At 71.7% G+C, this 26103-nt stretch carries 20 protein-coding genes and 1 pseudogene; 18 read left to right on the top strand and 3 right to left on the bottom strand.

The window, feature by feature from the left end; genetic code table 11:
• Positions 1-27 precede the first annotated feature (27 nt).
• From ABT025_RS33575 to ABT025_RS33565, 3 genes are all read left to right on the top strand, one after another.
• Positions 28-585: a DinB family protein gene (locus ABT025_RS33575; RefSeq protein ID WP_351002434.1), complete on the top strand. Its 558-nt coding sequence runs from the start codon at positions 28-30 to the stop codon at positions 583-585.
• Between the two features lie 93 nt (positions 586-678).
• Entirely contained in the window at positions 679-1185 is a 507-nt protein-coding gene (locus ABT025_RS33570; RefSeq protein WP_351002433.1) for a DUF6584 family protein, read from the top strand.
• 239 nt (positions 1186-1424) lie between these two features.
• Positions 1425-1943 carry a proline dehydrogenase gene (locus ABT025_RS33565; RefSeq protein ID WP_351002432.1) on the top strand — a complete coding sequence of 173 codons (519 nt, stop codon included), beginning with the start codon at positions 1425-1427 and terminating at the stop codon, positions 1941-1943.
• A 151-nt stretch (positions 1944-2094) separates the two neighbouring features.
• Here ABT025_RS33565 and ABT025_RS33560 read toward each other — a convergent pair whose 3' ends face one another.
• A complete protein-coding gene (locus ABT025_RS33560) occupies positions 2095-2715 on the bottom strand; it encodes a YceI family protein (protein ID WP_351002431.1) in 621 nt (206 codons plus the stop codon).
• Between the two features lie 248 nt (positions 2716-2963).
• Here ABT025_RS33560 and ABT025_RS33555 point away from each other — a divergent pair, with 248 nt between their 5' ends.
• The 6 genes from ABT025_RS33555 to ABT025_RS33530 all read left to right on the top strand — a co-directional run bounded on the left by ABT025_RS33555 (position 2964) and on the right by ABT025_RS33530 (position 8008).
• On the top strand, positions 2964-3485 hold the full coding sequence (locus ABT025_RS33555; RefSeq protein ID WP_351002430.1) for a hypothetical protein: 522 nt from the start codon (positions 2964-2966) through the stop codon (positions 3483-3485).
• 169 nt (positions 3486-3654) lie between these two features.
• A complete protein-coding gene (locus ABT025_RS33550) occupies positions 3655-4812 on the top strand; it encodes an ABC transporter substrate-binding protein (protein WP_351002429.1) in 1158 nt (385 codons plus the stop codon).
• Positions 4793-5866, top strand: coding sequence for a FecCD family ABC transporter permease (locus tag ABT025_RS33545; RefSeq protein WP_351002428.1), 1074 nt, complete (start codon positions 4793-4795; stop codon positions 5864-5866). The genes ABT025_RS33550 and ABT025_RS33545 overlap by 20 nt, the downstream gene beginning before the upstream one ends.
• Positions 5863-6672, top strand: coding sequence for an ABC transporter ATP-binding protein (locus tag ABT025_RS33540; protein ID WP_351002427.1), 810 nt, complete (start codon positions 5863-5865; stop codon positions 6670-6672). The genes ABT025_RS33545 and ABT025_RS33540 overlap by 4 nt, the downstream gene beginning before the upstream one ends.
• The gene (locus tag ABT025_RS33535; protein ID WP_351002426.1) at positions 6669-7361 is read left to right on the top strand and encodes a hypothetical protein; all 693 of its coding nucleotides are present in this window, start codon (positions 6669-6671) and stop codon (positions 7359-7361) included. The genes ABT025_RS33540 and ABT025_RS33535 overlap by 4 nt, the downstream gene beginning before the upstream one ends.
• Entirely contained in the window at positions 7358-8008 is a 651-nt protein-coding gene (locus tag ABT025_RS33530; protein WP_351002425.1) for a hypothetical protein, read from the top strand. The genes ABT025_RS33535 and ABT025_RS33530 overlap by 4 nt, the downstream gene beginning before the upstream one ends.
• Positions 8009-8086: 78 nt before the next feature.
• Here the strand turns inward: ABT025_RS33530 and ABT025_RS33525 are convergent, their stop codons facing one another.
• A complete protein-coding gene (locus ABT025_RS33525; protein WP_351002424.1) occupies positions 8087-9316 on the bottom strand; it encodes a glycoside hydrolase family 64 protein in 1230 nt (409 codons plus the stop codon).
• Between the two features lie 349 nt (positions 9317-9665).
• Here ABT025_RS33525 and ABT025_RS33520 point away from each other — a divergent pair, with 349 nt between their 5' ends.
• The 9 genes from ABT025_RS33520 to ABT025_RS33480 all read left to right on the top strand — a co-directional run bounded on the left by ABT025_RS33520 (position 9666) and on the right by ABT025_RS33480 (position 25839).
• Positions 9666-13538 (top strand): endo-alpha-N-acetylgalactosaminidase family protein, encoded by a 3873-nt coding sequence (locus ABT025_RS33520; protein ID WP_351002423.1) that lies wholly within the window; start codon positions 9666-9668, stop codon positions 13536-13538.
• A gap of 292 nt (positions 13539-13830) precedes the next feature.
• On the top strand, positions 13831-16155 hold the full coding sequence (locus tag ABT025_RS33515) for a polysaccharide lyase 8 family protein (protein ID WP_502972084.1): 2325 nt from the start codon (positions 13831-13833) through the stop codon (positions 16153-16155).
• 67 nt (positions 16156-16222) lie between these two features.
• Positions 16223-17614, top strand: a complete 1392-nt coding sequence (locus tag ABT025_RS33510; RefSeq protein WP_351002422.1) for a S1 family peptidase — start codon at positions 16223-16225, stop codon at positions 17612-17614.
• Positions 17611-19908, top strand: a complete 2298-nt coding sequence (locus ABT025_RS33505) for a serine/threonine protein kinase (RefSeq protein WP_351002421.1) — start codon at positions 17611-17613, stop codon at positions 19906-19908. Before ABT025_RS33510 ends, ABT025_RS33505 begins: the two co-directional genes overlap by 4 nt.
• Positions 19909-20147: 239 nt before the next feature.
• Positions 20148-21569, top strand: coding sequence for a vWA domain-containing protein (locus ABT025_RS33500; protein WP_351002420.1), 1422 nt, complete (start codon positions 20148-20150; stop codon positions 21567-21569).
• Complete coding sequence (locus ABT025_RS33495; RefSeq protein ID WP_351002419.1) at positions 21569-22600, top strand: hypothetical protein; 1032 nt, start codon at positions 21569-21571, stop codon at positions 22598-22600. The genes ABT025_RS33500 and ABT025_RS33495 overlap by 1 nt, the downstream gene beginning before the upstream one ends.
• Complete coding sequence (locus ABT025_RS33490) at positions 22597-23835, top strand: carbohydrate ABC transporter substrate-binding protein (RefSeq protein ID WP_351002418.1); 1239 nt, start codon at positions 22597-22599, stop codon at positions 23833-23835. The genes ABT025_RS33495 and ABT025_RS33490 overlap by 4 nt, the downstream gene beginning before the upstream one ends.
• A gap of 153 nt (positions 23836-23988) precedes the next feature.
• Positions 23989-25572, top strand: coding sequence for an acyl-CoA carboxylase subunit beta (locus tag ABT025_RS33485; protein ID WP_351002417.1), 1584 nt, complete (start codon positions 23989-23991; stop codon positions 25570-25572).
• Positions 25573-25635: 63 nt separating this feature from the next.
• Positions 25636-25839 (top strand): acyl-CoA carboxylase subunit epsilon, encoded by a 204-nt coding sequence (locus ABT025_RS33480; protein ID WP_351002416.1) that lies wholly within the window; start codon positions 25636-25638, stop codon positions 25837-25839.
• Between the two features lie 81 nt (positions 25840-25920).
• Here the strand turns inward: ABT025_RS33480 and ABT025_RS33475 are convergent.
• Positions 25921-26103 (bottom strand): annotated as a pseudogene (locus ABT025_RS33475) (ATP-binding protein); the annotation flags it as partial.

Genomic DNA, 26103 nt, shown 5'->3' with positions numbered 1-26103 from the left:
AACAGGAACGACAGAAGGCAGAGAATCATGACCGTCAGCGAGACGACCGTCCACGGCGTCGCCGATGTCCAGGCCCTCACCGGCGAGCGCGCCGACCTGCTGGACCTGCTGACCAAGCACCGGCACTTCCTCCGCTTCACCACCCGTGACCTCACCGACGAGCAGGCCGGGCTGCGCACCACGGCGAGCGAACTGTGTCTGGGCGGACTCATCAAGCACGTCACCGCCGCCGAGCGGAGCTGGGCGGGCTTCATCCTGGACGGCCCGTCGGCCATGCCGGACTTCACCGCGATGACCGAGGCCGACTGGGCGCAGCGAGCCGACGAAATGCGGATGCTGCCCGGCGAGACGCTGGCCGGCGTGCTGGCCGACTACGAAGCGGCGGCCCGCCGCACCGACGACCTGGTCGCCACCCTGCCCGACCTGGACGCCACCCAGCCGCTGCCCAAGGCCCCGTGGTTCGAGGGCGAAGCGCACTGGTCGGCCCGCCGGGTGCTGCTGCACATCGTGACCGAGACCGCTCAGCACTCCGGCCACGCCGACATCATCCGTGAGTCGCTGGACGGCGCCAAGACCATGGGCTGACCGCTGGGCTGTCTCGATTGCCGTTGAGATCGGGCCCGCGCCGAGCGGCAAACCGGGTCGACGCGAATCAGTGCGGTACCCGATCATGCGTTCATGCCCCTGAGAGACACCCTTGCCCGAGTCGATGCAGATCTGGCCGTCGGCCGGGTTCCCGTTGCGCGCCAGCGCCTGCGCGGGCTGGTGTCGTCCTTTCCGGACGATCTGACGCTTCGCCGGCGCCTGGCCGAGGTGTACCGGCTGTATGGAGAGCCTGCGGAAGCGGGCCGCTGGATGTACCTCGAACGGGACAGGGACCCAGTGGAGACCGCCGCTTTCGAAGCGAGATACCGCACAGCTCTTCAGCGCATGCGGGCACTTGCCTGGCAGGGCAGTGAGGCACTTGCCCGAACACCCTTTGCCGCCGAGCAGTTGGCAGCAGTGCGAGCAGCTTGCTCCGACGCACTGGGACGCCCCGTCGAATGGGACGCGGTGCCGTCCGGCGCGCAGGAGGAGAGCAGGCCACGTGCTTTCGCCGACTTCCTGGCAGGGGCGGGATGCCTGTTGGCGGTCCTGGTCATTCTCGCGATCTGGGTGAACGGACTCGTTGCCCTCTTCGACTGACCCAGGTCGCAGGGTCCTGCGAGAGATGGCGCTCAGGGCTCGGTGGGACCGTCCGGAACTGTTGTGAACGGCGACGGCTCAAGAGGGAAGGCACCGACCTCTCCCCGCCGACCTCTCCCGCACCGCACCAGCACTGCATCGCACCGCACCGCACCGCACCGCACCGCGAAGCAGTGTGGGAGAGCGGAGTTGTCGTCGGCCGGGCCCGGTGGTCGCCCGCGTGACGGCAGAATGCGCCCATGGACGCTGAAGTCGCCGCGCTGCTCGGTGCCGCCGTCGGGTCGCTCGCCACGCTCGGCGCGGCGTTCGTGACCGGGCGTGCCGCGGCGCGATCCCAGTTCGACCAGTGGCGCAGACAGCACCGCAGGGACGCCTATGTGTCCTACCTCGGCGCTCTGCACGACCGTGACATCGCGATGGACGCGATATTCGAGGCGCTGCGGCCGAGTACTCCCGACCTGGAGCAGGTCGAGGAGCGGGTGGGGCGCTTCGTCGGCCTGGCGCGCGAGGTGCACCGCGCGGCCGAGGTCGTCCTCGTCGAGGGGCCGCCCGTCCTTGCGAAGACGGCCGGTGAGGTGGGCCGGGCGTCCGCCGGTCTCGCCGAGGTCATGCGGCGGATGGTGAAGGACGCCCACGCGGGCGACGTCGCCCGAAAGGCGGCGGACGTCGCCCTTGCCGCCCAGCGGGAGCACGCTCTTCACGAAGCGGTGAAACGCTTCCGCTCGGCCGCGGCCGAAGTCTTCGCCACGGCGCGCTGACCACGCCGGGCCCCACGCCGGGCCCCCAAGTTGAGCGCCCGCGCCGAACACCCACCTCGGCCCCCACGCCGGGCCCCCACGCCGAGCGCCCGCCGTCCTCCCCGGCGGGGGCGGAAGGCGGGCGCGCTCAGGGCGGGGTTTCCCCCGGGGATCAGGCCTGCGGTGCGGCGGCCTTGATCGCGGAGATGTCGAAGTTCAGCTTGACCTTGTCGCTGACCATCACGCCGCCGGTCTCGAGCGCCGCGTTCCACGTCAGGCCCCAGTCGGAGCGCAGGATGTCCGCGCTGCCCTCGAAGCCGACGCGCTCGTTGCCGTACACATCGGTCGCGGAGCCGTTGAACTCCAGGTCGATGGCGAGCGGGCGGGTGACGTCCTTGATGGTGAGGTCGCCGGTGACGCGGTACTTGTCGCCGCCGAGCTGCTCCGCGGCCGTCGAGCGGAACGTCATGAGGGGGAACTTCTCGGCGTCGAAGAAGTCGCCGCTGACCAGGTGGCCGTCGCGGTCGGCGATGCCGGTGTCCACGCTGGCGATCTTTACGTCGATCGATGCGGCGGAGTTGGCCGGGTTGCCGCCGTCGAGCTTCAGGCTGCCCTCGTGCTCGCCGAAGGAGCCGCGCACATTGGTGACCATCGCGTGACGGACGGTGAAGCCGATGCTGCTGTGGGCCGGGTCGATCGCGTAGTCGCCGGTGAGGGCGGCCAGGGCCGGGTCGACGGCGACGGCGACGGTGGTGGCGGGGGCGTCGTTGTTCTTGCGGTTGAACAGAGCCATGGCTCCTCCTCGGGGACGTGATCGAGCGGGGCTCGAAGTAGTTGTTTAACCTTCAACGAGATTCACTGTAGACGTATCTTGTTCAAAGTTCAACATCCATGGTCCCGACTGTTACGGAACGGGGCGCGGGGCGGGTGCGGGTGTGGCGCGTGTTCACGCGACCGTCACCGCCGGCCCTCTGGCGGACGCGCGTAGAACTCGGGCAATATCCTTCATGCCCCATTGTCATGCACAGGAGGAGTCCCCCCATGGTGTCCCGAATGACGCTGCGTCCCGTCCTGACCGCCCTCGCCCTCGTTCTCGGCGTCCTCTTCGCCCCCGGAATCGGCGTCGTCGCCGGCGCGACGGACGCCTACGCCGTCACCAAGCTCACCCACAGCCAGGCGACCGCCAGATTCAGCTCGTCCGGCGTCACCTGGTCGTCGTCCGGTGGCTGCTCCAACCGGACCGTCGCCACCTGCACCTCCTTCGACCAGCTCAACCTGTCGACCGCCCAGGGTGCCCAGACGCTCAAGAGCGCCACGGGTTGCGCGCTCAACATCACCGGCGGCACCGAGACCGGGCACGCCGGCGGTACGTACTCGCACTGGAACGGCTACAAGCTCGACTTCGGCAAGACCACCTGTCTCACCAACTACGTGCACGGGGTGTTCAGTTACATCGGTGTGCGCGGCGACGGCGCACCCCAGTACCAGTCCGGCTCCGGCAACGTCTACGCGGACGAGGGCAACCACTGGGACGTGACGTACTACAACTGCGGCGGCTGCTGACCCGCACCGCGATCCCGTTCCCCGCACGAGAGGTGCCCCCCGTCCCGTCGGACGGGGGGCACCTCTCGTGACAGAACGGGCTGTAGACGGAAAAGGGGACCCCGCGTGACACGAGTCAGCGAAAGGGTGGTTAGGTAAGCCTCACCTAATTAATACGGAAGGGCTTCCTGTGTCCACGTCTGCGCCCTCGTCCACCCCGCCGACCAGGCGAACCGTGCTGCGCGGCCTCGGCGTCGGTGCCGCCGCCGTCGGCGGCATCGGTCTGCTGGGCGCCTGCTCGTCGCGTGAGGTGCAGGATGCCGCGGCCTCCGCGTCGCCCGCCGCCGGTTTCACCCTCACCGACCAGCGAGGCGAGACGATATCCTTCGACGGCCCGGTCAGGCGCATCGCCACCGCGATCATCCCGTCGCCCTCGATGCTCGCCGCGGTCGACGGCTCCTACGCCCACATCGTCGGCATCAACGAATCCACGCGGACCGCCAACCGCGAGGGCATCTTCGGCACGATCTTCCCGGAGTCGAAGACGACCACCACCATCGCGGGGGCCGACTTCGTGCCCAACGTCGAGACCGTCATGGGCCTCGAACCGGATGTGGTGCTCCAGTGGGCCGACATGGGCGACGAGATCATCAAGCCGCTGGAGTCGGCCGGTCTCAAGGTCATCGGCCTCACCTACGGAACCCAGAAGATGATGGAGACCTGGGTCACGTTCTTCGGCAAACTGCTCGGCAAGGACGATCGTGCCGCCGACCTCCTGAACTGGATGCACGAGGAGGACGCGGCGGTCACCAAGCTGGTCAAGCCCTACCTGGCGGCCGGCCGGCAGAAGGTCCTCTACCTGAAGGCGTCCGCCGACGGGTTCACCACCGCCACCGGCTCCGACTACGTCACGCACTGGACCGAGCTGGCGGGCGGCACCAACGTCGCCGAGAACGTCTCCGCCGACGCGCCGCAGGTCTCCACCGAGCAGATCATCGCCTGGGACCCGGAAGTGATCTTCCTGTCCGCCTTCGACGAGAAGGCGCCCGCGGACATCTACGCCGACAAGTCCCTGTCCTCCGTCCGCGCCGTCCGCGACCGGCGCGTCTACAAGGTGCCGCTGGGCGGCTACCGCTGGGACCCGCCGTGCTGCGAGTCCCCGCTGATGTGGCGCTGGGTGGCCCAGGTCCTGCACCCGGAGATCGCCGGCCGCAACGGCCTGCGCGAGAAGATCAGGAGCACCTTCGAGCTGCTGTACGGATACGACATCTCGACCGCCCAGACGGACGACGTGCTGCGTCTCGACCTGAACACGAAGAGCGCCGGCTATGCCGCGTTCCGCTCCTGACGCCGGCACGGCGACAGCCGTCGAACCCCTCCCGGCGCCCCGGCGCCGCCGCGTCCCCCGGCTGGCCCTTCTCGCCGCGGCCACCCTGGTCATCGCCCTCGCCGCCCTGGCGCTCGGCCGGTTCGTCGTGCCGCCCAACGAGATGGTGCGCCTGCTCCTGGGGCAGGTGTTCCCCCTCGACCGGACATGGACGCTCAACGAGGAGACCGTCGTCCTCGACGTGCGGCTGCCCCGCGTCCTGCTGTCCCTGCTGGTCGGCGGCGGGCTCGCCCTGGGGGGCGCGGCCCTGCAGGGCGTCTTCCGTAACCCGCTGGTCAGTCCGGACGTCATCGGTGTCTCGTCCGGCGCCTCGTTCGGCGGCGTGCTGGGCCTTCTGTTCGGTGCCGGTTCCGCGAGCGTGGTGGGCGGTGCGTTCGCCTTCGGCCTGGCCGCCCTGGGCGCCGTCCTCCTGATCGGCCGGCTGAACAGCGGCAACCCCGTCCTGATGATCGTGCTGGGCGGCACGGTGACCGGCGCCTTCTTCACCGCACTGGTCTCGTTCCTGAAGTACGTCGCCGACCCGGAGTCGCAGCTGCCGTCCATCGTCTTCTGGCTGCTGGGCTCGCTGGCCACCGCCTCCTACGCCAAGGTCGTCACGGCCGCGATCCCGATCCTCCTGGGAACCGCCGTCGTCCTCGCGCTGCGCTGGCGGCTCAACGTCCTCTCGCTGGGCGACGACGACGCGGCGGCCCTGGGCGTGCCTCCGCGGACCACGCGCCTCCTGCTCCTCACGGCCGTCGCACTGATGACCGCCGGTTCGGTGGCCGTCGCCGGGCTGGTCGGCTGGGTCGGCCTCGTGGTGCCGCACCTCGCGCGGCTGTGGACCGGCAGCGACCACCGGGCGCAGCTGCCGGCCGCCTTCCTCATCGGCGGGGCCTACCTCACCCTCATCGACACCCTCTCGCGGACGATCACCGCGGCGGAGATGCCCCTCGGCATCCTGACCGCCGTGATCGGCGCGCCGTTCTTCATCGGCCTGCTCGCCAGGTCCCGCAACCGGATGTGGTCCCAGTGATCGAAGCGCGCGGTCTCGGACACCGCTACACGAAGGACAAGTGGGTCTTCCGCGGCGTCGACGTCACCGCCCACGAGGGCCGCGTCCTCGCCGTGCTCGGCCCCAACGGGCGGGGCAAGTCAACCCTGTTGCGCGCGCTCGCCGGTCTGCTCGCCCCCACCGAGGGGACCGTCACAACCAGCGCCCCGGTCGCCTATGTGCCGCAGTCGCACAGTGCCGCGTTCGCGTACTCGGTGGCCGACATGGTCCTCATGGGCCGTTCCCGCCATCTGAAGGCCTACGCGGTCCCCGGCCGCCGCGACCGTGAGCAGGCCGCTCAGGCCATGGAGCAGGTCGGCATCGCCCACATGGCGGACCGCTCGTACTCCGAACTCTCCGGCGGAGAGCAGCAGATGGTGCTGATCGCCCGCGCCCTGGCCGCCCGGTGCCGTGTGATGGTCCTGGACGAGCCGGTCTCCGCGCTCGATCTCCGCAACCAGGCACGGGTGCTGACGATCCTTCAGGACCTGGCCGCCGGCGGCATGGGGATCGCCCTGACCACCCACCACCCCGATCACGCACTGCACCTGGCGGACGACGCGGTCCTGGTCCTCGGTCCGGACGACGTGCGGACAGGTCCGGCGGCAGAGCTCCTCGACGCCCCGGCGCTCAGCGAGCTGTACGGCCTGCCCGTCACCACCGCGCAGGTCGACGGCACACGCGGACCGCGCACGATCGTCGTCCCCGACCTGGGACCCGGGCGGGCCGCCTTCGCCCCCGCGCCCCGTACGCATGACTCATCTGCCGAGAAGGAGACAGCCGCATGACATCCACAGCCGCCCTCCGGCGGCCGGCCGGAATCCCGACCGCCGCGGCTCCGGAGACGTCCGTCCGCTACGTCACCATGGGCACGTACCCCGCCGTCGAGATCTCTCCCGGCCGGTCCGTCGCCACCATGGACCTCTACGACCTCGACGCCGCCTCGCTCGCCGGGGTCAGGGGCCTCATGCTCTCGCTCGCCTGCGACCAGATCTTCCTGGAACGCCGTGGCGCGCTCCTGGCGGAGTTCGTACGCGCCGGAGGCCGCGTCGTCGTCAACGGACACGTGAACCGCCCCTTCCTGCCCGGCCTCGCCCCGTGGCGGGCCATCGACCACCACGGGCCCGCCGACCTGCGGATCGCCCCGGTCACCCCGCACCCGGTGTGGGAGGGCGTCGACTACGACGAGCTGCTGTTCCGCACCGGCGTCCCGGGCACGCCCCGCGGGGCCGAACTGGCGCGGCTCGGGGTCGCGGGCTTCTACGGGCGCGGCTACCACGCCTCCGTACCCGAGAACGGGACCGTGCTCAACGCGATCGGCCCGCACCGGCTTCCCGTCGACGTCCTCCTCCCTCTGGGCGACGGGGAGATCCTGGCCCACGCCGGCAACGACCTGCACGGATTCTGCGACCCCGACCGCTCCACCCGGCACCTGGGACCGCGCCTCCTCGACTGGCTGAAGGGTTCCCTGACATGAGCTCCGCATCTCGCCTCGGCTTCCTGCACGGCGGCGCCTTCCACCAGCTGGCGACCCTCGCCGACCCGGCCGTCAAGGCTTGGCGTCCCCGGGAGATCTACCTTCCCGAGGCCGGCGAGGACGACTTCGCCGGCCTGGACACCCTGATCGTCTCCGACCGGCTGCACCCCGGTCAGCTGGCACGGATCGCGCCCGCCCTCCTGCGCGTGGCGCACGACGGCGGCACCGTCGTGGTGCTCGGGGAGAACGAGATCACCGGCTGGCTCCCCGGACTGCGCGGACTGCTCCCCGCGGAGACGAACTTCTGGTGGTGGCGCTCCGGCGACGACAACGGTGTGCGCCTGAACCATCCGGACCACCCGGCATGGGACGCACTCACGGAGCGGTCCGTGCGCTGGCACTACCACGGGCTGCTGGAACCGCCCGAGGGAGCGACGGCGCTGGTCCACACCGTCCTGGAGCAGGAGGGGGAGCCCGGGCGTCGCCAGGTGCTCCTCTACGAGGACCGGGTCTCCACCGCGGGCCGTCTGATCGTCACCACCATGGACCCGGTCTACCACCACGGCTCCCGCTTCATGCCGGGAGCGACGCAGCTCCTCTACGGCCTGCTGCGGTGGACCGGCACCACGGTACCGGTCGCCGCCTGACCGCGCCGCGCGCATGCGTGTGCGTGTGCGTGTGCCCCCGGCCCATCGACCGGGGGCACACGCATGCGCGGAAGGGGGTCAGGACCCCACGGTCACCGTGAACCGCCGCGGGTTGCCGTCGTTCGCGGCGCCCGAGACGTCCGGCTCCCCGTCGGGACGTACGTCGTCGTACGGGAAGGCGTAGCCGATCGGGCTGTTGGCGTGGACGATGCGCGACCAGTGGTTGGTCACCCCGCCCCGGTAGTAGTCCGCCACCGTGGTGCCGTTCGGCTGGTCGGGGTGGCTGATCATGATCGAGCGGTTGAAGCCGGCCGCGAGCCTGGCCAGCAGGCCCTTCTTGTCGTCGGAGTCCGCCGGGTTGTTGGTGAACGGCCCGTGGTTGCAGGTGAAGATGTCCTTGGAGACGGGCTTGGTGAAGGTGTGCCCGCCGTTGAAGGTCAGGGTGTCGCCGCTGACCCGACCGGTGAAGACGCCGCGCCCGCCCTGGAGGTCGATCCGCAGATCGGTCGAGCGGTACTTCTCCCAGACCTCGTCGATCTGCGCGGTGAACAGATCGCGGAACGGCATCTGGTCCGGCCGGTCGAAGAACGGGGCCATCAGGTTCTGCGGCGAGATGACCCGCAGCACGCTGCCGTCCGAGCCGCGCGTGACCAGCTGGTCCCACGGCTGCCCGTCGGCGGCGGCCTGGGCCGTGAGGCCGTCGGCGATCCTCTGCACGGCGCCGTCGGGGAGCGGTGCCACCGTGTGCGTGGTGTCGCCCTCCAGTTTGAGGCCGATCGGCAGCGCCGTCACCAGGTCGACGTAGCTGATGTTCGCGTACAGCTGCTGCGGGTTGAAGGTGAACTCGCAGAACGACCAGGTGCGCCCGTAGTTGGCGTCCGTGGACGTGGCGAAGGCCGGCTCGACCAGCGCCGGGCCCGGGTTGAGGTAGAAGTCCAGGGTGTCGTCGCGGACGAAGTAGACGCGGGCGCCGTACATCTGCGGAAGCGTGAGGACGACCGGTGCGCTGCCCGCCGCGTTCAGCGGGATGGCGCAGTCGACCGGCAGCGGGGTCTGCGGGGCCGCGGGGGAGTCGGGGCGGTAGACGCTGCCGTCCGCCCGCAGCAGCACCCAGCGGTCGGTTCCCTGCTCGTGGCCGGTGACGTAGGCGTTGACCCGGCCGGGCAGTGAGCGGTTCTCCAGGGCCAGTTCACAGGTGGCTGCGGACGCCGACGCGCTCGGGCTCAGCGCGCTTCCCCAGAGGGGATAGGTGAGTGCTGTCGCGGAGGCGGCGACGCCACCGGTGAGGAACATTCTGCGCGAAATCATGAGGCGACTCCGGGGGTGTGGGGGGTCGCGGACGGGGTGGCCGTGCGGGGAGGTGGAACGGAGGCGTCCGCGATGCGCACCACTCTCGCGACGGTCGGGGTGGGCGTCAAGACTTGTGACTGAGAGCGCTCTCAAAAGAAAGAAGTCTTCACAACTCGACGCTGTTCGGAGGTATTTGGCGGGACGTGGAGCGAACTCTCCGCATCTGCTTGATCAGGAACTGAACACGGGCACCGCGATGACCTGCGCACTCCCCACTTGGACTTACGCGGCACGGTTGTTGGACTGGAGAGGCCCTCGGGGCCGTACGTCGTTGACGGTGTCCCGACACGGCGACTACGCAGAGCACATGTCGCCAAGATTTACTTCGGTGGGCGCCGCAGCCGCCGCCTCAGCAGCCGTCCTGGCTCTGGTGGGGACCGCCCTCCCCGCCTCAGCCGCCGCCCCCGCCCCCGCCGCGGCCGGGTCCGCCGTCCCGGCGGACGCGCCCGTCATCGGATCGGCGCAGCTCGCCGTCGCCGTCGCCGACGACTTCCCGCGCGTCCTCACGTACACCGACCGCGCCACCGGGGACCAGCTGGCCGGCAGCACCCGGCCGGTCACCGCCGTCACCCTCAACGGCACCGCACACCCGGTGCGGCTCAAGGGCGCGCCCGAGATCACGGCATCGGCCGCCCGCTACACACTCGTCTTCGCCGATCTGCCGGGCGTCGAGATCGACGCCTCGCTCTCCGTGTCAGGGCGCGCCACCACCTTCAAGGTGACGGCCGTCCGCGACACCGAGGCGTTCCGGGTCGGCACGATCGACATCCCCGGCCACGACCTCGTCTCCGTCGCGAGCACCGACACCGGCGCCGCCACCGCCTTCACCAGGCTCGACCCCGACTCGACGAAGACGGCCGACGTCTTCGCGAAGGTCACCGACGCCACCAAGGCCGACGCGGCACCGGTCGGCGGCACCTACGCGATCGTCAACACCGGCTCGCTCGCGGCCGCCGTCGAGTCCAACTCCTCGTACGACAAGCCCTCCGGCGCCACCGGCGGCGACGACGCCCGCTTCTGGCACCAGGCCCGCAAGGACGACGACGGCTCCACCCGGGTCGGCGTCTGGTCAGGCCAGTGGACCTACCGCGGCGAGGGTGCGCCCAAGCCGGAGAGCGGCGACAACCTGCCCTGGGCCAAGGTCGTCGTCACCCCCGACGCCAACGGCGACAAGACCGTCGACTGGCAGGACGGCGCCGTCGCCTTCCGCTCCATCGGCGTCGTCGCCCCGGGCAGCGAGGACACCGCGGACCGGGTCGTCACCCACATCCCGTTCAACTTCGCCAGCCAGGCCACGCATCCCTTCCTGCGCACGCTCGACGACGTCAAGCGGATCTCCCTCTCCACCGACGGCCTCGGCCAGCTCGCGCTGCTCAAGGGGTACGCCTCCGAGGGCCACGACTCCGCCCACCCCGACTACGGCGGCAACTACAACAAGCGCGCAGGCGGGCTGAAGGACCTCAACGAACTCCTGAAGGACGGCAAGAAGTGGGGCGCGACCTTCGGCGTCCACGTCAACGCCACCGAGGCCTACCCGGAGGCGAAGGCCTTCGACGAGAACCTCGTCGACAAGTCGAAGCCCGGCTGGAACTGGCTCAACCAGAGCTACTACATCGACCAGCGCCGCGACATCAACAGCGGTGACCTGGCCAAGCGCTTCCAGCAGCTGCGGGACGAGACCGGCAGCAACCTCAGCATGCTGTACATCGACGTCTACTACACGCACGGCTGGATCGCCGACAAGACCCTCCAGTCCCTCCAGACGCAGGGCTGGAACGTCTCCAGCGAATGGGCCGACAAGTTCGAACGCGGCTCGCTCTGGTCGCACTGGGCCAACGACCTCGACTACGGCGGCGCCACCAACAAGGGCCTCAACTCGCAGATCATCCGGTTCATCCGCAACGGCGAGAAGGACGTCTGGAACAACGACCCGGTGCTCGGCCAGAGTGCCATCGACGAGTTCGAGGGCTGGACCGGCGAGACCGACTGGAACTCCTTCTACGACAACATCTGGCAGCGCAACCTGCCCGCGAAGTACCTCCAGCAGCAGAGGATCACCCGCTGGGACGGCAACGACATCACCTTCACCGGCGGGGTGAGCGGCACGGTCGAGGACGGGAAGAGGACCTTCTACGACCACGGCCGCAAGGTGCTCAGCGGCACCGACTACCTCCTCCCGTGGGACGGCGGCAAGAAGCTGTACCACTACAGCAAGTCCGGCGGTACGAGCACCTGGGCCGTCCCCTCCACGGGCTCGTACACGGTCTACGCGCTCACGGACAACGGCCGGGTGAAGACCGGCACCGTCCGTCCCGTCGACGGGAAGATCACGCTGACGGCGGAGGCGGGGCAGCCGTACGTCCTCTACCCGGACAAGGCGCCGAAGGCCGCCGACGCGAAGTGGGGTGAGGGCACCCTCGTCGACGACCCCGGGTTCAACGACAGCAAGCTGTCCGCCTGGTCGAAGACCGGCACCGCAGCCCGCGACACCGACAGCCAGGGCCGCAACAGCGCGAAGCTCTCCGGCACCGGCACGGCGGCGCTCTCCCAGACAGTCGGTGGACTGAAGCCCGGCACGCGCTACAGCGCGTCCGCCCTCATCGAGGTCCGGCCCGGGAAGACCCGGCACACCACGCTGTCGGCCGGCGGGAAGTCCGTCGCCGTGGACCGCTCCACCGCGAAGGACCAAGTCGCCGCGTCCGACTGGCACGGCACGTACTTCCAGCGCGCCAAGGTGAACTTCACCGCCCCGGCGAACGGGCGCACCACCCTGCGCGTCGAGGCCGCCGACGGCAGCGACGCGACCGTCCGCATCGATGACGTACGCATCGTCGCCAACGCCCCGGCGACCAAGAAGAACACCGTCGTGTACGAGGACTTCGAGGACGTCGACCAGGGCTGGGGTCCCTTCCTCAAGGGCGACGCGGGCGGCTCCACCGACCCCCGCACCAGCATCTCCCAGCTGCACGCCCCGTACACCCGGGCCGGCTGGAACGGGAAGCTGATCGACGACGTGCTCGGCGGCAAGGAGTCCCTCAAGGCCCACGAGGAGAACACCGGACTCGTCTACCGGACCGCGCCCTGGACCGTCCCGATGACCGACGGCCACCGCTACAAGGTCGAGTACGACTACCAGTCCAGCCACGCCGACGCCTACGAATGGGTCGACGGCTACGACCGGATCACCGCGGACGGCGCGCCCGACTCGGTCGGGACACGGGCCACCGCGATCGGTGCGCAGCACACCACCGCGCACTTCTCCGAGACCGTCACCGCCGGCTGCGGCGACACCTGGACCGGGCTGCGCAAGCGCGGCGACGCCCCCGACGGCGCCGACTTCGTCCTCGACGGCTTCACCGTGACCGACCTGGGCGCCGCCCCGGCCGGTGAGCAGGCCGCCTGCGGCACGCTGAGCCTCGACCCGGCCGCCGAGACCCTGGAGCCGGGCACGGCCAACACCGTGAAGGCGAGCTTCACCAACTACGAGGCCACCGCCGCCACCGCGGTGTCGGTGAACCTCGCCCTCCCCGAGGGCTGGCAGGCCGAGCCCGCGGACGCCGTCACCTTCGACTCGGTCGCGGCCGGCGCGAAGGTCACCGCGAGCTGGCAGGTCACCCCGCCGGTGGACGCCGAGTACCGGACGTACCCGCTGAGTTCCGAGGCCGCCTACACGGTCGGCGGCGCGCAGCGGACGCTCGGCGCGCAGACGTCCGTACGGACCCTGCCGCTGCCGCCCACCACGGACAGCTGGGCCAGTGACCTGGACTGGACGGCCTCCGAGAACGGCTGGGGACCGGTCGAGCGCGACCTCTCCAACGGCGAGACCGGCACCGGTGACGGCACCGCGCTGACCATCGGCGGAACGGTGTACGAGAAGGGCATCGGCAGCCACGCACCGGCGAAGGTCCGCTACTACCTGGGCGGCAAGTGCACCTCGTTCACCGCCGAGGTGGGCGTGGACGACGTGCAGAAGAGCGCAGGCAGCGTGCAGTTCTCCGTGACGGCCGACGGCACCGAGAAGGTGAGGTCCCCGGTCCTCAGGGCCGCCGACAGCGCCTGGTCGCTGACGGCGGACGTCACCGGCGCGAAGTACGTCGAGCTGATCGCCGGTGACGGCGGCGACGGCAACGGCAACGACCACGCCGACTGGGGCAGCGCCCGCTTCCACTGCGGAAGCTGAACGGCTCCATGAGGGGAAGGGGGCGGGCCGCCACCGGTCCGCCCCTTCCGCGCAGCAGTAAGCGCGTGCTAAGGGCTGTCCCGTAATCCCTGGTGGATCGGCGCGCGGCGTCGGATGCGGTGCATCGCAAGGCGGAGGAACGTCCGCATACTGGATGTGTTCGGACGTTCCGACAACGCGGCGAGGTGCCGTAGCTGTCGTCGCGCGCCCGCCAGGGATTACGGGACAGCCCTTAGACCAAGCCCCGTCCGGTCCGAACCACTTGCCCACCGGAGGTAGTCCTGTGTCACTCCTGCCCGCATGGTCGCGCCGTGCCTTCCTCGCCACCGGCAGTGCCACCGCACTCGGACTGGCGCTCGCCCCGACGGCCCGCGCGGCGCAGGACGAGTTCGAGACGCTCCGGCTGCGGTGGAACGACCTGTCGCTCGGCACCGGCTACGACCCCGCCGCCGAGCCCTACGCCGCCAAGCTGGCCGAGACCGGCGGACTCGCCACGGAGTTCCGCTCCACGATGGCCCCCGCCGCCGACTCCCTCTGGGCCGGGCACACCTTCGACCCGCCGTCCGGCATCACCTGGAGCTACGGCCGGCTGTGGACGATGACCCAGGCGTACGCCCAGCAGGGCACCGGCCACACCGGCGAAGCGGGCCTCCTCGCCGACATCCTCCGCGGCCTGGACCACCTCTCCGCCACGGTCTACAACACCACCACGGCCCGGTACGGGAACTGGTGGGAGTGGCAGATCGGCAGCCCGCGCCTGCTCATGGACATCGTCGCCGTGCTCCGGCCCCAACTCGGCGAGGAGCGAGTCGCGGCCGCCTGCGCGGCCGTCGACCACTTCATCCCCGACACCGTGCTCACCGACTACAGCGGCACCTCGACCGGCGCCAACCGCGTCGACCTGTGCCGCTCCGTCGCCCTGCGCGGCATCCTCGGCCGGGACGCGGCGAAGACCGCGCTCGCCCGCGACGCCCTCTCGCCCGTCTTCCCGTACGTGACGAAGGGCGACGGCCTGTACGCCGACGGCTCGTTCGTCCAGCACACCTGGGTCGCCTACTCGGGCACGTACGGCCAGGTCATGCTCGACGGCCTCGGCCGGCTCTTCGCCCTGCTGGCCGGATCGGCCTGGGCGGTCACCGACCCGGGCCGGCAGATCATACTCGACAGCGTCGAGCACGCCTACGCCCCGCTCATCCACGACGGCCTGATGATGGACTGCGTCAACGGCCGTGCCATCAGCCGCGGCCTCCTCAAGAGCGACGAGCTCCGCATCATGCGCAGCGACCACTTCCACGGCCAGGGCCTGATCGCCGCCGTCGCGCTGCTCGCGGGAGGTGCGTCAGCCGCCGAACGCGACCGGTGGAACGGCATGGTCAAGGGCTGGATCGAACGGGACACCGTCAGCCCGGTCCTCGCCGCCCCGCAGTTCGGGGTCGCCGACCTGTCCCGGCTGCAGGCGGCGGCCGACGCCCCCGTCCCGGCCGCGCCCGAACCCGTCGGCCACACCCTGTTCGCCGCGATGGACCGGGCCGTGCACCGCCGCCCCGGCTGGGTCGCGAACGTGTCGATGGCCTCGGAGCGGATCAGCGCCTACGAGTGCGGCAACGGCGAGAATCCGCGCGGCTGGCACACCGGGGCCGGAATGCTCCACTGGTGGGCCGGACCGGCCGGCGGCGGCCAGTACACCGACTGGTTCTGGCCCACCGTCGACTGGTACCGGCTGCCCGGCACCACCGTCTCCACCAAGCGCCTCGCCGACCGGGCCGGCGGCGAATGGGGCGAGCCGAAGCCCGCCGTGCAGTGGGTCGGCGGCGCCCACGACGGCGAGTTCGCCGCGGTCGGACAGCATGTGAAGGGCCTCGACTCCACCCTGGAGGCCCGCAAGTCCTGGTTCTGCGCCGCGGACGCGGTCATCTGCCTCGGCGCGGGCATCGGCGCCGCCGACGGGGTCCCCGTCGAGACGGTCGTCGACAACCGCAACCTGGGGCCGGACGGGCGCCAGGCCCTCACCGTCGACGACGGTGACCGCCCCCGCTGGGCCCATCTGGAGGGACACGGCGGGTGGGTGCTGCCCGGTGGCGCGGCCCTGCGGACCCTGCGCGAGGCCAGGACCGGCGCCTGGTCCGACATCAACACCACCAGTTCCACCGAGCGGCAGACCCGTCACTGGCAGACCCTCTGGCTCGACCACGGCACCGACCCGGCCGACGCCACCTACCTCTACCTCCTGATGCCCGGCGCCTCCCGGCGCACCGTCGCCGCCCGCGCGGCCGACGGGCACTGGCTGACGGTGCTCGCCAACACCGCGGCCGTGCAGGCCGTCGCCGTGCGCTCGCTCGGGCTGACCGCCGCCAACTTCTGGCAGCCGGGCACTGCCGGACGGCTCTCCTCGACCGGACCGGCCAGTGTCCTCGTACGCGAGGGCCGGAGCGCGACAGCCGTCCGCGTCAGCGGGCCCGACCGGAGCGGCGCACCGTTCGAAGTGGTCTGGGACCGGCCGGTGCGCGAGGTCGTCTCGGCGGACCCGGGCATCGAGGTCCGCGCCACCGGCCGGCGGCTCGTCCTGGGCGTGGACCCCGGGACGGCGGGCGCCATCCTGGGGTGCGACGTCCGGTAACCCGTTGGGGCCGAAGTCTGCGCGGAGTCTGGGAACGATGGCTGTTGCACGCGTACTCTCAAGCGGTATGGGGGAGTTGAGAGCGGACTGGCGGCTCCGATTACGCCGCGGCGGTGCGGAGGGGCTCGTGTGCGGGGCCGGAGTGCTCCTCACACAGGACCGGCTGCTGACCTGTGCCCATGTCGTCGGGGAGCCCGACGCCCGGATGTGGGTGGAGTTCGCCGAGAACCCCGGCATCCCGCCCGTCGGCGCCCGGGTCGCCCCGGACGGCTGGCTGCCGGGACCGGAGGGGGCCGGCGGTGAGGACGTCGCCGTGCTCGCCCTGGACAGTCCCCGCCCGCAGGCGGCGCCCGCACCGCTCGGAAGAAGGCTGGAGCGGGGCCGTGAGGTGTGGATCGGCGGATACTCCCAGAGTTTCGACGACGGGATGTGGCTGAGCGGCCGGATCAGCGGACTGCACGGGGACTGGGTGCAGCTCGACGCAGGGACCAACGCCGAGGTGGTGCGCCCCGGGTTCAGCGGCGCCGCCGTCCAGACCCGGGGCGAGCGGCCGGGGACGGAGGAGGTCGTCGGCCTGGTCGTCAGCTGGCGCGGCGATCTGGAACTGGCACCGCCCGTCGAGAACGACCTGGCGTTCTCGTACATGATCCCCGTCGACCGCATCGCCGGCCTCGTGCCGCTGGTCGCCGAGCTGAGCGGGCCGGACGGCTGGGACCGGGGGCTGGAGCTGCGGCTGCGGCAGTGGTTCGCAGGCGGTGAGGAACCCGCCGTGCGCTTCGGTGTCGTCGCACACGGCAGCGGCCGCGACCGCGTCCTGCAGCACCAGCTCCACCGGGCCCACCTCGTCTGCCGGGGTGGGAGCACGAGGCCCGCGGAGCTCGTCGAGACCCTGGTGGCGCAGGTGCGGCCGCCCCGGCACAAGCGCAACGCCTACCGGGACTGGCTGTTGGAGGGCGGCACCGCCCCGGACCGCACGGACGGCGGCAGGCCCGCCGGAACGGGACCGGTGCTCGCCGTGATCGGCCTGGACGAGGACCCGGATCCGGTGGCTCTCGTGCTGCTGCTGGCGCGCGTCAGGACGCTCGGGTTCAGGCTGCTGGTCGTGTTCCGCCGGGCCGACGGCGCGGGACTGGCCGAGGTGGCGCGGCACCTGCTGGTGCCCGCCCTGGAGGAGCGGGCCGAGGCGCTGGTCCGCCGGGTCGAGCGCATCGAGGGGGAGTGGGCCGGACTGCGGGGGATGGTGGAGTCGGCCTCCCTGGTCCCGCGCCCCACGGTCGGGTCGGCGGCCCGCCGCCACCGGCTGCGGGAGCTGAGACTGCTGGCCGATCCGCAGGACCAGCTGATACAACTCAAGCAGTTGTTGAGGGAGTTACGTGACGACCTCGACCGGGCGCACGGCACGGGCGCAGCGGATCTGCCCGGTCCGAGGACCGGGCGCGGGCCGGCGGAGCGCCGATGAGGATTCCGTGCCCGCACCGGCGTTTCACCGGCGCCCCCTGCGGCGGTGCCGTCCAGCCGACGGGCTACTGCGACACCTGCGGCCGTGACGAAGGGGCCCCCGGACTGCCGCCGCTGCCCACCGCACCCGAGCGGCACGGCCCCGCCGGACTGCTCGAACTGCCCCTGCTGGACCCCGGCAGCCCGGCCGAGCGCCTCGCCGCCGCCGAGCATCCGGTGCGCATCGTGATGACGTGCTCGGCCGAGGCGTGCCGCACGTCGTTCGTCCCGCCGCACACGGCCGCACCGCCACCGGACGAGGGGTACTGCCCGAGTTGCGGTGCCCCGTACTCCTACCGCCCCGAGCTGACGAAGGACGGAGCTCCGCTCCAGGACCAGTACCGGATCCGCGGCCCCATCGCCCACGGCGGCCAGGGCTGGGTCTATCTGGCGGAGGACACCCACCTGGAGGACTTCGTCGCGGTCAAGGGCCTCCTCAACCGGTACGCGGAACGCGGCGCGGCCCAGGCCGGCGAGGAGCGCCGCAGCCTCGTCGCCATCCGGCACGAACGCATCGTCCAGATCCGGGACTTCGTCAGCACGCGCAACGCGGACGGCACCGTCTCCGGCGGGTACATCGTGATGGAGGACGTCGGCGACCGGACCCTGTCGGCCGTCGTCGAATCGACCCGCCAGGGCGCCTTCGTCCTCGACATCGAGCACGTCGTCACCTACGGCTGCCAGATCCTGGAGGCCCTCGCCCATCTGCACGACATGGGCTTCCTGTACGGCGACATGAAGCCGTCCAACGTGATCCACCACCTCGACGGCATCAAGGTCATCGACCTCGGCGGGGTCCGCAAGGCGGGCGCCACCGACCCGCCGCCCGTGATCACTCCGTGGTTCGCCGCACCCGAGACGGACGGGACGGGGCCCCTCACCGTCGCCCACGACGTGCACACGGTCGGGGTCACCCTGGCCGAACTGGCCGGCTGGGCGGTCGGCGACGACGTGCCGGGGCTCGGCATCAGCTCGTTCCGGCTGGTCGTGGAGCGGGCGACGGCCCACGACCCGGAGCGCCGGTTCGGCTCCGCCGAGGACATGGCCGGCCAGCTCCGCGGAGTACTGCGCGAGATCCGGGCCCTGCGCGGCAAGCGCGACCAGCCCGAACCCTCCGCCCACTTCACCCCGTCCACCGAACTGCTGGGCGCCCGCCTGGGCTCGGTGCCCGACTACGCGCACTGGCTGCGCCGCCCGCTGTACGGCCGCCGGGAGACGCCGCAGGCGCCCGTGCTCGACTCGGGGCTGCCCACCGCGACCGAGATCGCCCGCCGGCTGCCGGTGCCCCGGCCCTATCCGAGAGATCCGCAGGCCGCCCGGTTCGGGGTCAGCAGCTACGACCCGGGGCAGCCGCTGGCCCAGCCGGACCACGGGGAGCGGTCGGTGGAGATCTGCCTGCACAACGCCCGGCTGCTGATCGGCAAGGACGGGGACGAGGCGCTCGTCGCGGCCAGGGAACAGGTACAGGCCGCGGCCGCGATCCCGGGCCCGGGGCCGGTCCGGCAGTGGCGGCTCAGCTGGCACTGGGGACTCGTCGCGCTGCGCAGCGCCGATGTCCTGGACGACCGGCAGCCGATGCTCGAAGCGGCCCTGGAGCACTTCTCGGCCGTGCACCGGGCCCTGCCCGGCGAGTACGCGGCCAAGCTGGCGCTGGCGTACTGCGCGGAACAGCTCGGCGACGGCCGGCCGGCCGCGCCGGGCCCATCGGCGTACGAACTCTTCCGGGCCGTGCACGCCCGCAACCCCTCGCACGTCGGGGCGGCCCTGGGACTGGCCAGGCTCGCTCTGGCGCGCGGCGACCGGGCCGCGGCGACCGAGGTCCTCGGCCTGGTGCCCGACGAGTCGCGGGACCACACCGTCGCCCGGATCGCCGCCCTGCGCATCCGGGCGGCCCGGCTCGCGACGGGGGAGCGGCCGCTGCCCGACGAGGCGGAGATCGACGCCTGCCTCGCCGCCCTCGCGCCGGGGCCGGGCTCGTCGTCCCCGGTGGTCGCGGGCGACGAGGCGGCCTGGCTGCTGCGGACCGAACTGTACGAGTGGAAGCTCGACGCCGTCCGGACCGCGAGCCGGGCCCCACGGCCCCGGGGCGGCCTCCTGCGGATCGGGCTGCCGCCCCCGGCCGTGCCCGGGGAGCGGGCGGTCCGGGAGGAGCTGGAGCAGTGCTACCGCTGGCTGGCCCGGCAGCGTCAGGCACCGGCCGAGTACGAGCGGATGATCGACCTCTCCCACGCGGTCCGCCCGCAGACCCCCTTCTGACAGCCGGTGACCGTGGACGTGTCCCTGACGGCAGTCGGCGTCGGAGGACACGGCTCCGACAGCCGACGCCCGAGGACGCGCCTTTGACACTCGGTGCCCGTGGACCCGCGCTGCCGACAGCCGGTGCCGGTGGACCCCCTCTGTCAGCAGGCGCTTTCGGACCCGCTTCTGACAGTCGGCGTCCATGGACCCGCTCACAACCGCCGCACCCCCGTTCCGTAACCGCTGGAGGCAGTCCCATGGGCGTCGACGCCCCTTCGTCCGGGCTGGAGTTCATGGTGTCCCTGGACGTCCGGCGCGATCAGCAGCCGCACCACGACGCCCTGATCGGCGCCCATCTGCGGGTCGAGGCGGTCGGCGTCGGCCCCCGTGACGAGGTGCCCGGCATCGAACTCGCCGTCGTCATCGCGCTGGACGTCGCCGCCGGGCGCCGGGAGGCCGCGGCGGCCGCCCTCGCCGCCACGCTGCGCGCCCTGCCCGACGGGGTCTCCTTCGCCGTCCTGGGCGGCGCCGACGCGAGCGGGGAGCCGACCCGCTGCTACCCGCTGCACGGACGGTGGGCACTGGCCGACACCATGGAGAAGCGCCGCGCCGCGTTCAGCGCCGGCCGGATCGTCCCGGCCTCGGGCGACCGGCCGCCGCCCGGGTATCCGGCCTGGCTCGCCGCCGCCCGCGCGCTGTTCACCGAGCGCCGGCTGCCGCTGCGGCACCTGTTGCTGATCACCGACGGCAGCGGCCGGGACCCGGCGGACGATGCCGGGCCTGACGGCGGCGGCGCACTGCGGGCGGAACTCGACGCCTGCCAGGGCGAGTTCACCGCGGATGTGCTGGCCGTCGGCGGGGACTGGGATCCCGCGCCGCTGCTCGCCCTCGTCGAGAGCCTGCACGGCACGGCCGAACACACCCCCGAACGGTTCGGCCCCGCCGTCACGGGGGCGCTGCGACGGCTGCGCCGGGTCCGCAGCCCCGAACTGCCCGTCGTGGTGACCGCGCGTCCGGCGGTGCGCGCGCTGGAACTGACCGAGACCGCCCCCCGCCCGCAAGGGATCGAACCCGTCCTGCGGCAGGAGGACCCGCACCGGGTGGACTTCCCCACCCACCAGTGGGAGCCGGGCACCCGCGACTACCTCCTCACCGTCCACGCCGACGCGAGCACCGACCCGCTGGGCGTGCTGCTGCAACTGGCCACCGTCTCCGTCGGGGACGCCACCGCCGCGCTGCTGGTGCGCTGGCTGCCGCCCGGAGTCGCCGTGGGCGCGGGGGCGACCGGCGGCGGGGGCGGCACGCTTCAGGCGATGAACGCGGCCACCCAGATGCGGACCGCCCTCAACCGCGGATACGCCGCACTCGATCCGATGAGCCGCGACGAGGCCGAGCAGCAGTTCGGCCTCGCGGTCCGGCTCGCCACGGAGATCGGCGCCGCCTGGGTCCTCCAGGACGTGCGCAAGGTGGCCGACATCGTCGACGGTCCGCGCGGACTGGTCCGGGTGGGCCCGACCGTGGACCGGGGCACGGTGCGCCGCGGGCGGCTGCACATCGCCTCCGGCCACCGGCTGGAACTGTCCGGCCACAGCACCGGGAAGCCGGTGAAGTGCCCGCACTGCCGTCATCTCGCCGGGCCCCACGCCCGGTTCTGCATCGCCTGCGGAAGGAGCCTGTGATGCCGATGCCCTCGCCGGTCCGCCGGGTGCGCGCCTTTCGGACCCGCCGGTCGCGCCGTTCACGTACCAGGCGGCTGCTGGAGCGGCATCTGGTCGTCATGGTGGTGACCGCGCTCGTCTCGATGACCGCACTGCTCGTCTCCTACCGGGAGGTGCAGAACGCCGCGGGCGAGATGCGCACCCGGGGCGCCCCCGCCGTTCAGGGCGTGGCGGCCACCCAGTTGGCGCTGCTGCGCGCCCACGAGGAGGCGCAGAAGTCGGTGGACCAGAGGACCGACACGGTGGTCGGCGCCGGTGCGCGGTACGAGAACCAGCTGTCCGCCGCAGGGCAGGGCCTGTCCCGGCTCTCCGATGTGCAGCTCGACGGGGAACGCGGCCGCGGCGTCCTCGAAACGGTCAACGGCGTGATGACCTCGTACAGCAGCTCCCTCACGCTCGGCGCCGTCAAGTACGTGGAGGAGCCGGACGACCTGATGCAGCAGGAGAAGTTCCAGGAGGCGCGGACGCTCCTGCGCCGCCCCGGCACCGGGGTCGTGCCGCGCCTGGACGTCCTCCAGGAGCACCAGCTGCGGCGCGTGGACCGGGTCAGCTCCCTCGGCACCCTTCAGCAGACCGGCTGGGCGGCCGCCGAGCTCGGCCTGCTGGTCCTGGCCCTGACCGTCGTCAGCGCCCTGTGGGTGCTGCGCGGCCGCTGCGGCCGCAGCCACGACCTCTGGCTGCTGGCGGCGCTGCTGGTGATCGTCGCCCTCGCGGTCGTCCCGCTGCGTGCGACCGTCAGTACCCAGCGGCAGCTGGACAGCGCACGCCGGCAGCTGGTCGGGATCGAGGAACAGGCCCACAACCACACGAACCTGGCCAAGTCCCAGCGCTTCGTCACCGACAAGTCCACGGACCTGCGCGGCAGGCTCGCCGCCCGGAGCTGGCAGAGCTGGACGTACTACGGGTCGCTGGGCGGCGGCGCGCTGATCGTCCTGCTGCCGGCCGTCGGCATCGTCCGGCGCCTCAACGTCGACTACTGGAGGGCCGGATGATCCGCTCCACGCGCGCGCTCCTGCTCGCCCTGGCCCTGTTGATGACGGCGTCCGGCTGCGGTCTCGCGGCCCCCGGCGGCAGCGACGCCGAGCCGAAGGTGACGATCCTCGGCCCGTGGACCGACGAGCAGGAGCACCAGTTCAAGGATGTCCTGAACGGTTTCGGGATCCCGTACACCTACCAGGGCACCGCCGCGACCCGCGAGGTGCTGCTCGCCGAGGTCCAGGCGGGCAACCCGCCCGACATCGCGATCCTGCCGGGCATCGGCGAACTCGTCGAGTACGCGGCGGAGGGCCGGCTGCGCTCGCTGCGCGGCCTGTACGAGCCCACGGAGTACGGGAAGCCCTGGCGGCCGGGGGCGGAGGGCGTCGCCGACCATCTGTGGATGCCGCTCAAGGCCGACCTCAAGTCCATCGTCTGGTACCGCAAGGGCGAGGCGCCGCAGCTCCGCCCGGCGCCGCTGGCCTCGTGGTGCATGGGCATGGGCGACGACGGTGCGTCCGGCTGGCCCGGCAGCGACTGGATCGAGGACCTCATCCTCCAGCGCATGGGCCCGGTGCTGTACGAGCGCTGGGCGACCGGGGACCTGGACTGGACCGACGACCGGGTGATCGCCGCCTGGACCACCTGGGCCGGGATGCTCGCGCAGGACCCGGACGTGGCCGGCCGCATGCTGCTGGCCGACCACCGCGGCCCGGTCGGGGGGAACGGGCTGCTCCTGGGCGGCGGCTGCGATCTGGAGCACCAGGGGTCCTTCGCCCGCGCCTTCTACGGGGACCGCAGCGGCGAGGCGATGTTCACCGACTCGGCGCCACTGCTGCCCGGTGGCTCCCGTACGGTGAGGGCGCACGAGGTGTCGGCCGATTTCGCCGCGCTCTTCGGCGACGGCGGCCGGGCACGCGAGCTGATCCGGCGGCTCGCGTCGCGGGACGCGCAGGAGGAGTGGGGCCGCAAGGGCGGGGTGTTCTCGCCGAACGCCGCGGTCCCGCCCAAGAAGGGCGCGGTCGACAAAGAGGTGAGCCGCCGCTTCACGGACCAGCGGGTGCCGTTGTGCCTGGACGCGTCGGACGTCATGCCGGCGGCGGTGCGGGACGCGTTCTACGAGGCCGTGCTGCTCACCATGGCGCACCCGGCGGAGCCGGTACTGCCGAGGCTGACGGACATCCAGAAGGTCCAGAAAGCCCAGGCCGGGAACACCCACCGGCTGACCGGGGTGTGCGGCAGGCCACAGTGAACCTTTGTGGAACATCCACAAAAAAACAGGGGTATGGCCTGGTACTTCGCCTGCATGGTTCACCGGTTCTGTCAGGCTCCACCAGGAAACCGGGCAGGAGACTGTACGGAGTCGACGGCAGGATTCTCTAGGTCGAGTTCGTAGGGTCGACACATGACCGTTGTGGACGAAACCCAGGGCGAGCCGAGCGACACCCGTGGCCGTGTGGCGGAACTGCTGGCACTGCGCGAGCAGGCCCGGCGCGGACCGAGTGACCGGGCGACCGAGGCACAGCACGCCAAGGGCAAGCTGACGGCGCGTGAGCGCATCGAGCTGCTCGTGGACCCGGGTTCGTTCAAGGAGGTCGAGCAGCTGCGCCGCCACCGGGCGACCGGCTTCGGCCTGGAGGAGAAGAAGCCGTACACCGACGGTGTCATCACCGGCTGGGGCACGGTCGACGGCCGCACGGTCTTCGTCTACGCACACGACTTCCGGATCTTCGGCGGCGCGCTGGGCGAGGCCCACGCCACGAAGATCCACAAGATCATGGACATGGCCATCTCGGCCGGTGCCCCGCTGGTCTCGCTCAACGACGGCGCCGGCGCCCGTATCCAGGAGGGCGTCTCGGCGCTCGCCGGCTACGGCGGCATCTTCCAGCGCAACACCCGGGCCTCCGGTGTCATCCCGCAGATCAGCGTGATGCTCGGCCCGTGCGCGGGCGGCGCGGCCTACAGCCCGGCGCTCACGGACTTCGTCTTCATGGTCCGTGAGACCTCGCAGATGTTCATCACCGGACCGGACGTCGTCAAGGCGGTCACCGGCGAGGAGATCACGCAGAACGGCCTCGGCGGTGCCGATGTGCACGCCGAGACCTCGGGCGTCGCGCACTTCGCGTACGACGACGAGGAGACCTGCATCGCCGAGGTCCGCTACCTGATCGGGATGCTGCCCTCGAACAACCGGGAGAACCCGCCCACCGTGGCGAGCGACGACCCGGCCGACCGGCGCGGCGATGTCCTGCTGGACCTCGTCCCGGCCGACGGCAACCGCCCGTACGACATGCACAAGGTCATCGAGGAGCTCGTCGACGACGGCGACTACCTGGAGATCCACGAGCGCTGGGCCCGCAACATCATCTGTGCGCTGGCCCGCCTGGACGGCCAGGTCGTCGGCATCGTCGCCAACCAGCCGCAGGCCCTGGCGGGTGTCCTGGACATCGAGGCGAGCGAGAAGGCCGCCCGGTTCGTCCAGATGTGTGACGCGTTCAACATTCCCATCATCACTCTTCTGGACGTACCCGGCTTCCTGCCCGGCGTCGATCAGGAGCACGGTGGAATCATCCGGCACGGAGCGAAGCTGCTCTATGCGTACTGCAACGCGACGGTGCCGAGGATCTCGCTGATCCTGCGCAAGGCCTACGGCGGCGCCTACATCGTCATGGACAGCCAGTCCATCGGTGCGGACCTCACCTACGCCTGGCCGACCAACGAGATCGCGGTGATGGGCGCCGAAGGTGCCGCCAACGTCATCTTCCGTCGGCAGATCGCCGACGCCGAGGACCCGGAAGCCATGCGGACCCGCATGGTCAAGGAGTACAAGGCCGAACTGATGCACCCGTACTACGCCGCCGAGCGCGGCCTGGTCGACGACGTCATCGACCCTGCCGAGACCCGCGAGGTCCTGATCGCCTCGCTGGCGATGCTCCGCTCCAAGCACGCCGACCTGCCGTCCCGCAAGCACGGCAACCCCCCGCAGTAGTCCGCGGCCCCGCAGCAACCCTGCAAGGCCCCGCGAAGACCTGCCGAGAAGACGGAGACATTCATGAGCACTGCCACCGCGTCCGTGCTGCGCGTCGAGAAGGGTCTGGCCGACCCCGAGGAGCTGGCCGCCATAACGGCGGTGCTGCTCGCCCGCGCAGCGGCGCAGCCCGCCGACGCCCCCGCCCGCCACCGCCGCGACACCGCGGGCTGGCGCCGCCTGGAGCGCACCCCCGGCTTCCGCGCGCCCCACAGCTGGCAGGGCTGATCCGCAGGCCCGCACACGCCGAAGGGCCCCGCACTCCTCACGGAGTGCGGGGCCCTTCGTGCATCCGGACCCGGGAGGGACCTACCGCAGGCGCGCCATCAAGGCGTGCTCCACCAGAGTGATCAGCGCACTCTTCGCATCCGCCCGATGCCGCGCGTCCGTCGTCAGAATCGGGGTGTCGGGTCCGATCTGGAGGGCTTCGCGGACTTCGTCGGGGGTGTAGGGCTGGTGTCCGTCGAAGCCGTTGAGGGCGATGACGAAGGG

Source organism: Streptomyces sp. NPDC002809 (assembly GCF_040295435.1).
Classification (GTDB): domain Bacteria; phylum Actinomycetota; class Actinomycetes; order Streptomycetales; family Streptomycetaceae; genus Streptomyces.
The sequence above is the reverse complement of the archived record's forward strand: the minus strand, read 5'-3'. Positions and strand labels throughout refer to the sequence as shown.